At 36.8% G+C, this 16,107-nt stretch carries 11 protein-coding genes and 1 other annotated feature (1 of these 12 only partly in view); of the genes, 3 read left to right on the top strand and 8 right to left on the bottom strand.

Features of this window, described 5'->3' with window-relative positions; all coding sequences use genetic code 11:
- Positions 1-14: 14 nt before the first annotated feature.
- Positions 15-923 carry a M15 family metallopeptidase gene (locus NV377_RS16235; RefSeq protein WP_258201830.1) on the bottom strand — a complete coding sequence of 303 codons (909 nt, stop codon included), beginning with the start codon at positions 921-923 and terminating at the stop codon, positions 15-17.
- Positions 924-1,620: 697 nt separating this feature from the next.
- On the opposite strand from NV377_RS16235, the gene NV377_RS16230 reads away from it, so the two are divergent.
- On the top strand, positions 1,621-3,495 hold the full coding sequence (locus NV377_RS16230) for an LTA synthase family protein (protein WP_506737371.1): 1,875 nt from the start codon (positions 1,621-1,623) through the stop codon (positions 3,493-3,495).
- Positions 3,496-3,596: 101 nt separating this feature from the next.
- Here NV377_RS16230 and NV377_RS16225 read toward each other — a convergent pair whose 3' ends face one another.
- From NV377_RS16225 to NV377_RS16210, 4 genes are all read right to left on the bottom strand, one after another.
- The gene (locus NV377_RS16225; RefSeq protein WP_258201829.1) at positions 3,597-4,646 is read right to left on the bottom strand and encodes an asparaginase; all 1,050 of its coding nucleotides are present in this window, start codon (positions 4,644-4,646) and stop codon (positions 3,597-3,599) included.
- A gap of 202 nt (positions 4,647-4,848) precedes the next feature.
- Positions 4,849-6,849 carry an ABC transporter ATP-binding protein gene (locus NV377_RS16220; protein WP_308860150.1) on the bottom strand — a complete coding sequence of 667 codons (2,001 nt, stop codon included), beginning with the start codon at positions 6,847-6,849 and terminating at the stop codon, positions 4,849-4,851.
- 24 nt (positions 6,850-6,873) lie between these two features.
- Positions 6,874-8,619 (bottom strand): ABC transporter ATP-binding protein, encoded by a 1,746-nt coding sequence (locus NV377_RS16215; RefSeq protein WP_258201828.1) that lies wholly within the window; start codon positions 8,617-8,619, stop codon positions 6,874-6,876.
- A gap of 590 nt (positions 8,620-9,209) precedes the next feature.
- Positions 9,210-9,740: a YceI family protein gene (locus tag NV377_RS16210; RefSeq protein ID WP_258201827.1), complete on the bottom strand. Its 531-nt coding sequence runs from the start codon at positions 9,738-9,740 to the stop codon at positions 9,210-9,212.
- Positions 9,741-10,143: 403 nt separating this feature from the next.
- Between NV377_RS16210 and NV377_RS16205 the strand changes: the two genes are divergently transcribed.
- Complete coding sequence (locus NV377_RS16205; protein ID WP_258201826.1) at positions 10,144-12,411, top strand: sensor histidine kinase; 2,268 nt, start codon at positions 10,144-10,146, stop codon at positions 12,409-12,411.
- 225 nt (positions 12,412-12,636) lie between these two features.
- Entirely contained in the window at positions 12,637-13,203 is a 567-nt protein-coding gene (locus NV377_RS16200) for a beta-class carbonic anhydrase (RefSeq protein WP_258201825.1), read from the top strand.
- A gap of 179 nt (positions 13,204-13,382) precedes the next feature.
- Here the strand turns inward: NV377_RS16200 and NV377_RS16195 are convergent, their stop codons facing one another.
- The 3 genes from NV377_RS16195 to NV377_RS16185 all read right to left on the bottom strand — a co-directional run bounded on the left by NV377_RS16195 (position 13,383) and on the right by NV377_RS16185 (position 15,756).
- Positions 13,383-14,309 carry an NAD(P)/FAD-dependent oxidoreductase gene (locus tag NV377_RS16195; RefSeq protein WP_258201824.1) on the bottom strand — a complete coding sequence of 309 codons (927 nt, stop codon included), beginning with the start codon at positions 14,307-14,309 and terminating at the stop codon, positions 13,383-13,385.
- Positions 14,310-14,553: 244 nt separating this feature from the next.
- The gene (locus NV377_RS16190; protein ID WP_258201823.1) at positions 14,554-15,165 is read right to left on the bottom strand and encodes an alpha/beta hydrolase; all 612 of its coding nucleotides are present in this window, start codon (positions 15,163-15,165) and stop codon (positions 14,554-14,556) included.
- 129 nt (positions 15,166-15,294) lie between these two features.
- Entirely contained in the window at positions 15,295-15,756 is a 462-nt protein-coding gene (locus tag NV377_RS16185) for a MarR family winged helix-turn-helix transcriptional regulator (protein ID WP_258201822.1), read from the bottom strand.
- A gap of 152 nt (positions 15,757-15,908) precedes the next feature.
- Positions 15,909-16,107, top strand: a binding site (T-box leader) (it continues 45 nt past the right edge of the window).

The raw sequence follows: 16,107 nt of genomic DNA, 5'->3' as shown, positions 1-16,107 counted from the left end.
TTGAATTGCTCTCATTATCTTTTTACTGGAACAACCTGATAATACTCTTCAAGAGTCAGTCCTTCAGAATCTATTTCTTTAGCTATTTCTACTCCTACATAACGTAAGTGCCACGGTTCGTATTTATACCCTGTAATATCTTCTTTACCTTCTGGATATCGAATGATGAATCCATAATTCGCTGCATTTTTAGCAAGCCATATCGCTTCAACTGTTCCACCAAAGCAGTCTTCTGCTGCACATTTCCCAGTACTTCCCGATACATCAATAGCAAGACCTGTTTCATGTTCACTTGTTCCTGGCTCTGCGCTATACGTTTTAGCTTTCTCATAACCGTCACGTTCTACGTATCGTTTGAACAATGCTTTTTGAGTTTCATGTGATCGATAAGCAGATACTCCTGCCAAATAAATACCATCAACTTCAGCAGCTTCAAACATTTCTTCTAGTGCAGTAGCTGCTGCTTGACGCATCTTACGCTTATCTATCTTATCATCAAATGTGAATCTTACATCTGGGTACACAAGATCTTTCGGCGAATAATCTTCAGGCAGCTTATAATTTGGGTTGACCATTACAGCTACACTTTCAGCATCAGTGTCTACTTTACCAGTTGGTTTTTCAGTAGGAGTTGGACTTGGTGTCGGTGTTGGACTTACTGTTGGTTTTGGTGTTGCTGTCGGCGATGGTGTCGGTTCTTCTTGCTCATTACCATTAGCATCAACATTTCCGTTATTACCTGAAACATTATTATCGTCTTCTCCGTTATTAGTAGAGGGGTCATTATTGGATATGTTATCCTCTTGCCCCGTTCCTTTGACTGGATCATTAGTTTTTGCATCTTTATCAGACACAAGAAATACTACAATGGATATCATTGCAGCACATGTAACTAGAAATAGTAGTAATTTAAAAATTTTCAAAATAATGCCTCCTCGTGTAGATGCATGATTTCTCGCGATTAACGATGATATCATACGGTTCATTATAGTTATTTCGCATATTACGACGTATACATTGGTAATTTGGCGAAATGCTAGTTTTTCGTTTTTTGACAACGTCACGCCATACAAGCATAATAAGTAAGTATTATACCACCAATGAAGTTCAGATGAATATATCCAAATAAGATGAAAGATTTGGTCATATCTACTAATAAGTATAAATAGAACATCACTTTTTCACTTGTATCTTTGTATATCTTCATAAAAGTTTACTTGGATTATTTTCTTGCTGTTATATTATGATTCTTTATGTATGATAGATATTGCGATCTCAACTATATGAGTTTACGAGATTTGAGAGATAGACTGAATTGTGTGTTCAGTAGTAATGGATTGCTATCTGTTAAGGACAATTATATGATGTACCACCAATATCTATTATTAAAGGTATTGTATCATATTTTGAATTAGCTCAATTCAATCACATTTTTACTGTAACTAATAGTATATTCTCACTATTGGATTATTATTTCACACTCGTCATTATTGATATTATACTTCTCGCAGTATTTCCTTTCCAAAAGAGAATAGATCTCAAACTTTCTTATTCATAAGTTCTAACACACCATTAACTTCACATAAATGTAGATATGTTATACGAAAGGTAGGATGAATTGTGTTAAACGATAATAAATTTCTTTTTAGTACGCGCCCTATATTTTTCTTTTCTTTCATTATGCTACTAAAAAGTGCATTAGCTTGGATGGTTGTTTTTGAAGGGGGCGTATCTTGGACCCTTCTACTAAGAGAATTACCATTTGTACTCATTGTTTTCTGTCTAATCGAATGCTTCGCAAAGAAACGAAAATTGCTTTATTACTGGATAGCAGACTTACTAATGACTTCTATTCTATTCGCCGTTATTATGTACTATAAGTACTACGGTGTTATTGTAACCTACTTTGCATTAGCACAAGTTAACCAAGTTACGGCTGTGAAAAACAGTGTATTTTCACTAATGGACCCTTACTTCCTATTCATCTATGTTGATGTCGTTATTTTGGCTTATTTCGTGTTTAAGAAGAAAAGTGTCCCTACCTGGAAGGAAAAAATTAATAAGCCAGGTAGCAGAAAAATCGCTTTACCACTTCTTGTCGTTTCATTAGTTATTTGTCTGTTCAATGTTGTGCCAAACCGTGCAAGTATGAATGAACTTGTAAAGGCTGAACAAATGGGGATATTAAACTACGAAGCCTACATGATTCTTTCCAGTAAAACAACAGAGTATGTTGAACCGGAACATATTACACAAGAGGCTATTAATAAGATCAAAAATGTTAATCCTGTAGCTGAGCCTTTGTTATATGGTACTGCTGAAGGTAAAAACCTCATTATTCTTCAAATGGAGTCATTCCAGAACTTCTTAGTTAATTTGAATATTGATGGTCAAGAGATTACACCTAATTTCAATAAATTAGTGAAAGAAAACTATTACTTCAATAAGTTCTATCAGCAAGTAGGGCAAGGGAATACATCGGATGCCGAATATGTAGTGAACTCTTCACTTTATATTCCTTCTCGCGGAGCGGCAACACAAATGTATGCTGACCGTGAATTGCCGAGTTTACCTAAGTTGTTAGAGGAACATAATTATGATACTGCGACTTTCCATACAAACGTAGTTGAGTTTTGGAACCGTGGTGAGTTATATGAATCACTAGGTTTCAACCATTATTATGATCATAAATATTTCGGAGATGAAGATACCGTATTCTTTGGTGCTTCTGATAATGTACTCTATCGTAAAACATTGGATAAGCTAGTCGAAATGGATGCTGCAGAAAATCCATTCTATTCACAAATTATTTCGATGACTGCTCATCATCCATATACTTTACCTGAAGATAAACAATTGATTACATTACCAGAACGTTTTGAAAACACATTAGTTGGTGATTATATTGTGGCTCAAAACTACGCTGACCATGCACTAGGATTATTTATTCAAGACTTGAAAGATAAAGGAATTTGGGATGACAGCTTGATCGTTATGTACGGTGATCATCTTGGCTTGCCAATCTATTCCCTTGATAGTCATGAACGTGATCTTATGAACGAAATTTATGGACGTGAGTATGCATACACAGATATGATCAATGTTCCTTTAGTTATCATTAATGAAGGTGTATCCGATGGTCAAACATTATCACAAATTGGTGGTCAAGTAGATGTATTGCCTACTATCGCCAACTTACTTGGTATTAGCGTAGATTCACAAATTCATTTTGGTCAAGATATTTTCAATCAAACTGAAAATATTCTTCCACAACGTTATTATTTACCTACCGGCTCCTTCCTAACAAGTGAGGAACTATTCTTATCTGGTAGTGGTTACGACGATGGCCGTCATTATTCCTTATCTGGTGATAGTGTAGAAAATGGTCAAGCAACAGAAACAGAATTCCAAAGTGCACTTGATCTATTGCAACTTTCCGATAGTTTTGTAAATAGCTTACCATTGAAAAAGTCTGCTGTTGAAGATGAAAAATAATTAAGTGAGCAACATATTTAAAGGCATACCGAGCAAAGTTTCTAACTTTGCTCGGTATGCCTTATTTGTTAGCGACAACGTATTATTACATACTTCGCCTCTTAATGACGCTCAAAATATAATTGCTCTTGCAGCATGAAGTCTTTAACTTCTTGTTCTGAACGGAATAAAGAATATGCAATGATAAGCTTCGTAAGGGCAGCTTCCATCCCTATCTTCTCAAGCAAGACAGCTCCCGCTTCAATAAGAGTTGCTGTAGATGCATACTGTGCTTCCTCTGCAGACTTCACAGGGCATAGATAGACAGCAATGTTGTCTTCCTTACAACGGGCAATAAATTGAGGTAATGAGTATGGACCTTCTGTTAGCGCACATGCTGTACCTGAATGATATAGATCATGAAGTATCGCAGTAGGACGACGGTTAGATGGCCATGAATAAAGCTCATAGTTCAATCCAGGATATGGCTTCACATATAGAATATCGGTGACTAGCTTATCTAGTTGTTGTATTTGATCGAGATACGGATGAGCTGCTGGTCTAATATCGCTTACTGTTATCCTATTAGAAACTGATGTCGTCTTAACAACTCCATCTTCTAATTGCCCTAGCACGATATCGTATGGACTACGGAATTGATCAGTAAATGATTCACATTGCATAATTCTTGAACCTAGATACAATATACTTTCATTTTGGTTATTTTCATAGATGACAAACACACCGGGACTTGCACCCTCTTCAATCCAACGAACAGCATTATAGAAATTACGTAAGCCATTCGCACGTTCATCTTTCAGATGATAATTACTAGCAATTAGAATTAGGGGCACTGGAATGTCACCGAGCAAATAACTTAACATCGCAGCAGAATACGCCAGCGTATCAGAGCCATGTGTTAATATAATGGCATCTATTGCTGAATAATCTATTGCACGTAGCTGCTCCGCCAAGTTAATCCATTGATCTGCCACTAGATTTTCACTCAAAATATTCAAAGGTTGCATCGTGTTAAAGGTTGACGATGATGTATACTGCTGCTGAAATAGATCGATAATCATATATGAACCCGCATCATTAACATCAATGCTACTACCTTGCTTCATACTACCAATGGTTCCACCTGTAAATACAACCATAATGTTCTTCATCTCATAACCCTCTTTACTATTTACAATTATTAATGACATGACCTATAACGACTACATTGTATCTAATAACATGCCAACATAATGGTAGCATATCTATACCATATTACAAAGTCGGTTTATGTTCGCTAGTCATAACAAAAGATGCCATATGTACGTTAATTGTACATACGGCATCTTCTAATTCTATTATAAGTAACGATGATTATATCGTTACAGCAACTCCGCCAGCTTGAAGCTGGTACATTAGGAAGTACTTTCCTTGTTTTTCCATTAGTACGTCATGATTACCCCGCTCTACAATTACACCACGATCGAGCACTAGAATTTGATCTGCAGCGCGAATAGTCGATAAGCGATGTGCAATGACGAAAGTCGTACGACCACGTTTTAATACATCTAGAGCTGCTTGAATAACAGCTTCAGTCTCTGTATCAATACTAGCAGTTGCTTCGTCAAGAATGAGTATAGCTGGATCATACGCAAGCGCCCTTGCAAATGAGATCAGCTGTCTTTGACCAGCAGATAACGTACTACCTTTCTCAACGACTTCTGTATCGATCCCCTGAGGTAATTGCATAAACATCTCATACGCGCCAACGTCTTTCAATGCTTCCTCAACACTCTCTCTTGAAATGTTCGGATTGTTCAAGCTTACATTGGTAGCTATCGTACCTGTGAATAAGAATGGATCTTGTAATACAATGCCCATATGCTCACGTATTTGCTGTTTGGAATATTGCTTGATATCTACACCATCAATTGAGATGTGTCCCTTCTCGAGATCATAGAACCTGAATAAGAGATTCAATATGGAGCTTTTTCCCGATCCTGTATGACCGACTAAAGCGACCGTCTCCCCTTGCTTTGCTTCAAAATCAATATCCTTCAATACATATTCTTCATCCTTATAGGCGAATGTAACATGATTGAACTTCACATTACCGCGATAACGAGCCATTCTCTCCTTATCAACTTCAATCCCTTGCTCATCCATTAGCTTGAATACTCGCTCTGCGGATACTCTTGCTACTTCCAGATTAGATAGTTGATTGACGATCCCGACGATCGGATTGAACATACGATTCAAATAATCAATATAGGCAAACAGTAAACCTACAGTAATTGCTGCCCCTAATTGACCCTTCCAAAACATAATAATAATGACGATGTAGATAATGTTACGGAATACATTCAATAAGTTATGGGACGTTAATGAATTTAAACTAAGCATCTTTTTCTGATATTTGAAATAATACTGATTCAACTCATCAAATTCCTGCCCCATTGCTTTCTCTTTACGGAATGCTTGAATAATGGACATCCCTTGAATCGATTCATTAATGTTACCATTGATCTCACTTAATTTTGCTCGTAATACGCGGTTATAGCGCGCAGCGAATTTGCGATATACATATATCCATGCTAATAACGCTGGAATCAATGGTAATGTTATAAGACCAAGTGTCGGATTCAAAACGAATATTGAAATATAAATAGCGCTAATATAAATAAATCCTGTACTGAAATTGGCAATTACACCGACATATAACTCGCGAATTGATTCGGTATCATTCGTTACTCGCGAGACGATTTGCCCTGCTGATAAATGATCATAATACTTCACAGGTAAACGCTGTGTATGAGCATATACGTCATTACGTAGTTTTTGAACAATCTTATTCGCTGCTGTTTGTAACATAATGCGTTGGAAATAGACAAAGATTGCTGAAAGTATTAGTAATGCAAAATAGAATGCAGATAATTTAAGAATGTAAGGAATCTCATACTTATAAAACTGATATACTTCTTCTTTTGTTAATAATACCTTCTCGTCTTCGGGTACACCTTCTTCTAATAAATAGAACTTCAATCCCTTTTGTTCAAAGGTAATAGTACCATACGTTGTTTCATCGGTAACTCGATCCCCACGCAATAAAAATTTATTATTATAGGAGACAGCCTGAGGTGTATCCTCATCTACATAGTACCAAGTTTGATTAATTCCTGTAATATGATTATCTATCATATTTTTAGCAATAATTGGTCCAACAACTTCCGCACTAACCGCGATGATTAGAAATACTAATGCAATAATAATATTATTTTTATAAAGCATTCCGTATTGAAATAATCGCTTACCTGTCGAGTTTGATTTGCTAGTTTCTTGCATCTCTATTGTCTCCTGCTCTATATTGTTACCCATCTACCCAATTCACCTCTCTGACTGCTACGAGCTTAGCTCTAGTTCAATTTGTTGGCGATCATATTGTTCCTTGTACCAGCCTTCACGTGCTAATAACTGATCATGTGTTCCCTGTTCAATCACTGCACCTTCATCTAATACAATAATCCAATCGGCATGTTGAACCGCCGATAGACGATGCGTCGTAATGATCGTTGTTTTCTGTTGACGTTCAAGCTTGATGCCATCAATAATTTCCATCTCAGTCTTCGCATCGACGGCAGATAATGCATCATCAAGCATAAGAATTTCTGGATTAGCAATCAGCGCACGTGCGATACTTACACGTTGCTTCTGCCCACCAGATAACGCAACACCACGCTCTCCAACCATCGTATCTAGACCATCAGGTAAGAAATGAATATCTTTCGCAAATGAAGCTCTCTCTAACGCTTGCTGAAGCTGAGCTTCTGATGCATGTTCATCGCCAAATAAAATATTATCACGAATGGATCGTGAGAATAGAACAGGCTGCTGCGGCACATATCCCATATATCCTAGTGCATCTTCAAGCGATAGATCATCTAATCGATGATTCCCTAGCTTCACCTGACCGGAACCCATCGGATATTCTCTTAGTAGTTGTTTCAAAATTGTTGTTTTACCACTACCAGTCTTACCGACAATACCTAATGTTTGCCCTTGATTAATTGAGATATTTAACTGACTAAGATTAATCTTCTCAGACGTTGGATATTGGAATTGATAATCTTGGAATTGTACTTTCGAAGGAACATGATTCTCTGCTGTTTGCTCCTTATTTTCAACATCTGCTTTATAATCTAACGTTTCGGATACACGGTCTAGTGAGGCATTGCCACGCTGCATAATGTTAATTAGTTCGCCCATCGCGATCATTGGCCAGATCAGCATACCTAGAAACATATTGAACGTAATTAGCTCACCTAGCGTCAATTCACTATTGAATACGAGATAAGCACCATATCCAACACCAATTAAATAACTAAGTCCAACCAATATTTTCATCGTTGGTTCAAACAAAGCTTCAATTTTCACGACTGCCAAATTACGTTGTAATACTTCTAAAGTTTTTTTATGGAACTTCTCTTTGCTTGCTTCTTCTTGGACAAATGCACGGATGACACGCACACCTGAGACCGCTTCTAACACATCATCATTCAATTCACCGAAAGAATCCTGTGCAGCCATAAAGCGCTGGTGAATAATTTTACCGAATATCGACAATACAACAGCAATGAGCGGAAGAGGTAATAGTGCCGCTAACGTTAATTTCCAACTAATCATGATACTCATTACAGCTACAATACAAATCATAAAAATAGTTGAATCAAACAACGTTAATATTCCAAAGCCCGCTGTGTTCGACACCGCACCTAGATCATTCGTTGCTCTTGCCATCAGATCGCCAGTACGGTTACGTTCATAAAATGTCGGTTTCATTCGCAAGAAATGTCCCATGAGCTTCGTTCTAAGAATTCGCTCTAGTACGAAAGAGGCACCGAATAATTTGTTAAACCAAACATACGTAATTGCATAGCTTACAGCAGTAATTACAACCCAGAACACAATCATGAGTTGGAACTCTCGACTAGAAAACAATTGTTGCTGAATACCATCGATTACTTTACCAATTAACCATGGTGGGATTAAATCAAGTATCCCCGTTAGAAATAACAGCCCAATTGCGAGCGTATATCGTTTCCATTCTAATTTGAAAAACCATCTTAGTTTTTTTAGTACACTTAACATCGTGTATATACAACCCCTCGTATGCAGTTTTATTGCTGTATAGGCACAAAAAAGCATGCCTATTGTTCGTAGGCATGCTTTTTCACCATCGTAAGTTAGTTATTCCATAATGGCAATAACATCGCTTACGTATATGCTAATGAAAAGGCGCATGACTACGATTCGTAATCATGCGCCGTAAAGTGCTAAATAAATATAGCTCTATGGGCGCGGATTACGATACCGTCATTCTTAATTCCAACATTGATACCAAATGTAGTAAAATCGATCTTCATGATACGTAACCCCCTTTCCATTTTTTGAGATATGCTAACACAATATCATTGTAAAAACCTAGTTGTCAATGCTTTTTTTGTTAACATGTTGGATTTGTTGTATGCGCTTTAATTATTCCTCTGTGCTCTTGCTTGGGGCTTAAGAGGAATAATTACTTTAGGCACAGTTCTAAATTATGCAATGAACTAACATGTTATGACGATAATTTGTAATGTTACTACACATGGAGAATGACGAAAAAACCTCTCTATCGTCATTCGATAGAGAGGTTTTATTATATCCAACTATATGCTTGAATTTATTATGAAGGGATATTATGCCTTTTGTAATTCGAATTCGATGTTGATCTTAATATCGTCTCCGATTAGTACGCCACCAGTTTCAAGAGCGGCATTGTATGTTAGACCATAGTCGCTACGTTTCAAAGAACCTGTTGCACTGAAGCCTGCTTTTTCATTGCCCCAAGGGTCTGTTGAAGCCCCTTCAAAAGTAACTTTGAATGTTTCTTCTTTCGTTACACCATGAAGTGTTACATTACCAACTAATGAATACTCATCAGATCCTGCAGATTTAATGGAAGTCGCTACGAAATTCAAGCTTGGGCTGTTTTCTACATCGAAGAAGTCCGCTGATTTCAAGTGATTATCGCGATCCACATTACGTGTATCAACACTAGCAAGATCAATATTTACCGCAATCGTTGCAGTAGATAGATCATTAAGATCAGCTTCGATATTCGCATCGAAAGTATGGAATAAACCTCTAACTTTTGCAATCATAAGATGCTTAACTGAAAATTCAACTACACTGTGCGATGCATCTAATATCCATTTTGATGTCGTCATAATAAATTCCTCCATTAATATATATTGTATATTTACTTACTTAATTAAAGTTTATAACCTTATGTTATGTCTAGTTCGCAATATTGTCAACAACTTTTTTTGCAATATATTCTAGTTATCCAATAAATTACTCAAAAGTCTCGAGCGTGTTATGACATTATATGAATCTATCACACATCTAAATCGGTAAATTATTGTATGAATGACTTGAACACCTATAGTATTTTCTCTTATCTATAACAAATTCTTATACTTTCATCTAATAATATAATAACTAAATCGTTATTAACCTATTGTAATCGCTATAAATTCTAATTTATACTTAGCAACTAGGAATTAAAAAGGATTTTGTCGATATTTGTCTAATAAGAAAGAATAGAAACTTGCGTATGGAGGGATCTGTATGACTATCCGTTCAAAGCTATCATTATCCATCTCTCTTATTGTGCTTTTTATACTCGTATTGAATGTTGTATTTTCGCAAATTAATGCCATTCGTGTTCAAGAGAATAATGTTGAACAACAAGTAGCTACCATTGCAAAACAACTTGCCATTACAATAAATTTAATTGATTCTACAAATCGCAGTATTGAACAAGAACTTGCAAAGCGATTGAAGTCAGCAGCACAAACGTTAGAGGAAATATTGGACCCTGATATTGCGAATGTAACGACAGAACAACTAGAAGAATTAAAGGTACGACTAGATCTTGATGATATTACACTTTGGGTTAAGCAAGGGGACGATTTAGCAACCGTACTTTCGTCTAATCCTGATGAAGTTAATCTAAGATCTAAATCATGGGATTATTGGGACGTAGCATTAAAAGACGTAATAAATTTACGACCTGTTACTGTGGCTCAAGGGGAACGATCTACCAATTTTTATTCAGGACCTATTAATTTTGCAGTATCCGATCCTTCGAAAATTAACAAATGGGGATATTACTATACTGGCAAAACCAATTACATGATTAATACGATGTTAAATGCAGATAAATCCTTCTCTAACGGATATATTGGCGGAACAGATCGGATTATTTCACAGTTACTTGCTGAGAACGATGCGCTATTAGAAATAACTGCTTTCAATCCTACTTTTTTCGGAAAAGAGAAAATTATTAAATTAAAAAAAGGAAAACCAATATATAATTTAGACGTACGCGATATTTCATTCGGGTCGTATAATTATGCAAATATAAAATCGGATATTCAATCCGTACATCTTGCCTTAAATGAAGATAAGTTTGTTACTACTGAATTCAAGTTTGGTGATTCTTCACTCACCAGGACATTCATTCCGATTGAAGATTTTGAACCTTATGTAATTGGAATTGTCATCGACAAAAATAAGTTAATGGCCGGCACTCATAAACAATTCATTGATCATATTATTATTGCGATTATTCTACTTCTTATAGCGATTGTCGGAAGTTACATTATTGCAGAATTACTCACTTCTCCATTAACTAAAATAATGTTCAAAGTCAATGCAATTTCGATGAACCAGTTCCATACTTCGCTTGTCCATAATAGCACCGATGAGTTTGGATTATTAGCTAGTCAAGTAAATACGATGGGTAATAATTTATCTCGCTATACGAACGAATTAAAACAAACGAATATTGAGCTAATGAACACGAAACAATATCTTGAGTCGTTTTTCAAACATACGACAGATGCTGTTCATATTGCCGATCTGAACAATAACATTATGCAGGTCAACGAAGCCTTTGAAAGTATGTTTGAATGGAACAGTGATCAACTTGTCAGACATCCACTTTCAAACTTCTCATTACAAGATCGAGTTAGTTATGAACAGTTAATCCAGCAGGTCATTAGAGGTAATGCTGTATCGAGTTATGAAACGATTATGTATACGAAATCTAACTCTCCGATCGATGTCAGTATGACACTGTCAGGGATTCGAGATGAGAAAGGACTAATCGTAGCGATAGCATCGATTACTCGAAATATTACTGCTCGTAAGCAAACAGAAGAGTTGCTTGTGAAGAACGAAAAACTTTCAGCTATTGGTCAGCTTGCAGCAAGTATTGCTCATGAAATTCGAAATCCACTCACTACTGTCCAAGGATTTTTGAAAATCAACCATAAAAAAGGTCTAATGCCTGAAAATCATATGGACCTTGTCATGAAAGAAATTGATCATATGAATCATATTGTTGGTCAATTTCTAGTAATGTCGAAACCTCAAGTTGGTAATTTTCAACCTACGAATATTGTGCAACTAATTAACGATATTTTACTGTTAATGACTACATCAGGAACGATGGAACATGTAACCGTAATTTCACGTATTGAAGAGGATGTTCCATTCATTAATGGTGTGGAAGGTAATCTTAAGCAGATGTTCGTCAACTTAATTAAAAATAGTGTGGAAGCGATGAGCAAAGAAGGTGTGTTGCAAATTGGTATTTGTAAGCAAGATCAACATGTACAGATTACAATATCCGATAATGGGGTAGGCATATCTGAAGAATCATTAACACATCTGTTTGAGCCCTTCTATACTAGTAAACAAGATGGCAATGGTTTGGGGTTACTTGTCTCACAGCAAATCATTGCTAATCATCAGGGAACAATTACCTTTACAAGCCAAGTAGGGATTGGTACTACTGTAACGATTGTACTACCAGCATTAAAAGTGTAACAATATACCATTACATCAGTATTAAAAGCGAGGCAAATGGAGCGTTTCGGTTTGTCTCTTTACTTTTTCTATAAATAAGACCATTTGACTTGTTATGAAAATAAGAGAATAATAGTTGTTACGGAGTTTAAATTTTTTATCGTAGTTAGGTCAATGAGGCTTTCAAAGTTATTTTCACTAACAAGTAGTGCAGCGAAAGTATGAACAGTTGTAGGAGGAATACACATGAGTATCGTGAAAAATTTTATGGAGTTCAACAAGACATTCGTAGAAGACAAAGAGTATGAAAAATACTTAACGGACAAGTATCCTGAGAAAAAAATTGCGATTTTAACATGTATGGATACAAGACTAATGGAGCTATTACCAAAAGCATTAAATCTTCGCAATGGTGATGCCAAATTCATCAAAAATGCTGGTGCAGTATTAACTCAACCTTTCGGTTCAGCAATGCGCAGTATTCTTGTTGCGGTATATGAATTACATGCTGAGGAAGTTGTCGTTATCGGACACCATGGTTGCGGTATGACAAATCTCGATAGTAAAGGCTTAGTTAATAAAATAATTGAACAAGGCGGAGTAGATCCGTTAGTTATAGAAACGCTAGAACGTTCAGGTATCCGTATGGAGAAGTTTTTACGCGGCTTCACAGCACCCGAGCACGGCGTTATGCACAGTGTTAAAATGATTCGCAATCATCCTTTATTCCCTAAAGCTGTTCCTGTACACGGCTTTATTATGGACCCAGAGACAGGCGGACTTGAATTACTAGTAGAAGACTATCGTGAATAAACGAATTGAATAACAAGGCATTCTCGTGCTTTTCAGGTGCATCCTATGACCTGATTAACATGGGAGTGCCTTTTTTATGGTTATATTGGAGTGTCTTTCTTCTTTTTTTCGGAAGTCCGTTCCATGTTCGCAACTGTCGAAAGTCAATTGTTTAAACTTAGACTATAAAAGTTAACCTTTTATTGCTTTCTAATCATATTCTGAATTTTTGTTAAGCGTTGTTGAGCAGCATCCTGATTCATACTTATTGCAGCTTTTACACCATCACCTGCTGCAATAACTGCTTGTGCTGGTGATATATGAGCCATATCGCCTGCCACATAGACACCTTGAACACTAGTTCTCCCTTTACCATCTTGCCATATTCCACCTTGGTCTGTTAATCTACAGCCTAATTCCGACGCTAATGTTCCCGCATGTCTCCAATAGGTCGAGACAAAACCACCCGTACAATTAACTTTACTACCATCCTTAAGTAATATGCCTTGCAGCTGCCCTTTTTGCCCAACTAATTGAACAATTGGTTGTTCATAGATTGCAATATCCATCGCCTTCAATAGCTCTTTTTCTGAGTTCGTTAATTTGTATTTCCCATTCGTGAAAACAAATATCCGTTTACTCCACTGTTGCAGTGTCGCTGCAAGAGAAACCACATTACTAGCTTCTGTAAATACAGCCAACGCCCGATCTCGTAATTCATAACCATCGCAATAAGGACAACTGAACACCGAGCGCCCATAATAGCGGGAAATGTTACGAATTGATGGTAATGATTCCTGTAATCCTGTGGCAAGTAATACTTTATTCACTTGAAGCTTTTTACCAGAAGATGTCGTGATAGTAAATGTTCCATTATTGCTACGCTTAATTTCAGTTATCGTTGATTGATACTGCTTCACATGCTTAAATTGCTCCAATTCTTGCTGTGCTAATTTGCGAAATTTGAGAGGTGAAATCCCTTCGCGAGTTATAAAGCCATGCATCGCTTCCGTTACTGCATTCCGAGGTTTTGCATTGTCAAAGAGATACACTTTATGTCTAGACCGAGCAAGCAATAACGCGGCATTCAATCCAGCTGGCCCACCACCTATGATGGCACATATCATCTCGATCACATCCTAACCTTTGTTAACACATCATATGTTGTAAAGTGGGTAGGCATGCTTTGTATATCGTTAAGATTTAATAATTAATTACGACAAATGAGCACATAATTTTATATAGAGGCATTATTTTTGAAGTTTATTGACCTAAGCATAAGAAGAGGATACTCGGCGAGTCATCTAAGTCATGACTTTCTGAGTATCCTCCTCATTATTGGCTTACTATATGAAAAGAATGAATGATAATCTATACTTTAAATTGAGCTTCATACCATGCTTTTGCTGCTTCAACTTCTGTGCGAGACAACTGGTGACCGTGACGTTCCCAATGAATTTGCACATCTGCACCAGCTTCACTTAATAATGATTGTAATTCTTTCGATTCAGCTGGTGTACAGATCGGATCATTCTCACCTGCTCCAATAAAGCAAGCTACACCAGTAAGCTTAGGCAATTCGATACTTCGAAGCGGCACCATTGGATGATGCATAATCGCACCTTGTAATGAATCTGCGTAATGGAATAACATACTCGCCGCTATATTAGCACCATTAGAATAACCTAGTGCTACTACTTTATTCCGGTCAAATCCATACTGAACAGCTGCCTCATCGATAAATTGCTTAAGCTCTTGTGTGCGGAAAATAAGATCCTGTTCATCAAATACTCCTTCAGCAAGACGACGGAAGAAGCGTGGCATACCATTTTCAAGGATGTTACCTCTTACACTTAGTATTGCAGCATTCGAATCTACAGTACGCGCAAGTGGTATTAGATCATTCTCATCTCCACCTGTACCATGCAATAGTAACAGCACTTGACCATTTTTTTCAGTTCCCGCTTCATAAATATGTTTCATTATAGTTCCCTCCAATATTTTTCACTACATTCATTGTCCCGTTAAGCTTTCAGTTACATTCATCAGGTTCATAAGTCACCTAAACATGATATCTCAATATTAAGACATCTCAGGAAAAGCTAGAAGGATTTAACCCTTATAACTTTCTTGTGCAAATTTACCGAGTTTCTTCAGTAAATTCGTTGCTTGACGCTGTTCTTCCAATGTTAAACCAGCTACTGCGTCACGGATGACACACCCATGAATAGGAAATACTTTCTCAATAAATTGAGAGCCTGCATCGGTCACTTCCGCATATATTAAGCGTCGATCTTCTGTAGAAACTCTACGTCTAACTAATTGCTTCTTTTCTAATTTGTCGATAACGTACGTAATATTACCGCTACTCATTAATACTTTATTACCAATTTGTTGTAAAGGCTGAGGACCTTTATGATACAGTAATTCTAACACTCCGAATTCCGTACGATTCAAGCCATGCTCCCTAATATCACGATCTCCATGTGAACTTACCCATTGGCTAGCACGCGATAATGCAATATATAGTTCTAATGCATCTTCCACTTGCTCATAACGCTTTGTTTCACTCATCGTTATGCCTCTTTTCGCTTTATCTTAATTTTAAGATAACATGATGGCGATACGATGTCAATCAACCTAACTAGCATATAGTACCAAGTATACTATCACATACTAACTTGACTTAATCATTATTAATAAGTATGCTATTATCAATTAGATATGATACAGCAAGGAAGAGAAATAGTAGTCTAATATTGCATGTCATTAGCGAGCCGATAACTGGTGAAAAGTTCGGCACATGCCTGTAGATGAATGGGTCTTTTCGCCTCAACCTGAAAATGCACATCGCGAAAAGTGATGCTTGGCATTAGTAGGCATTGACGGAGCTCACCGTTATTGAGTATCAAGTGCGATTATATA

The sequence above is a fragment of the Paenibacillus endoradicis genome (genome assembly GCF_024721975.1).
This window is presented reverse-complemented; position numbering and strand designations above follow the sequence as displayed.

Coding starts and splice junctions, on each gene's coding strand:
- NV377_RS16225 (WP_258201829.1), bottom strand. CDS start 4,646: ATGAAGAACATTATGGTTGTATTTACAGGTGGAACCATTGGTAGTATG.
- NV377_RS16220 (WP_308860150.1), bottom strand. CDS start 6,849: ATGGGTAACAATATAGAGCAGGAGACAATAGAGATGCAAGAAACTAGC.
- NV377_RS16215 (WP_258201828.1), bottom strand. CDS start 8,619: ATGTTAAGTGTACTAAAAAAACTAAGATGGTTTTTCAAATTAGAATGG.
- NV377_RS16210 (WP_258201827.1), bottom strand. CDS start 9,740: ATGACGACATCAAAATGGATATTAGATGCATCGCACAGTGTAGTTGAA.
- NV377_RS16205 (WP_258201826.1), top strand. CDS start 10,144: ATGACTATCCGTTCAAAGCTATCATTATCCATCTCTCTTATTGTGCTT.
- NV377_RS16200 (WP_258201825.1), top strand. CDS start 12,637: ATGAGTATCGTGAAAAATTTTATGGAGTTCAACAAGACATTCGTAGAA.
- NV377_RS16195 (WP_258201824.1), bottom strand. CDS start 14,309: ATGATATGTGCCATCATAGGTGGTGGGCCAGCTGGATTGAATGCCGCG.
- NV377_RS16190 (WP_258201823.1), bottom strand. CDS start 15,165: ATGAAACATATTTATGAAGCGGGAACTGAAAAAAATGGTCAAGTGCTG.
- NV377_RS16185 (WP_258201822.1), bottom strand. CDS start 15,756: ATGAGTGAAACAAAGCGTTATGAGCAAGTGGAAGATGCATTAGAACTA.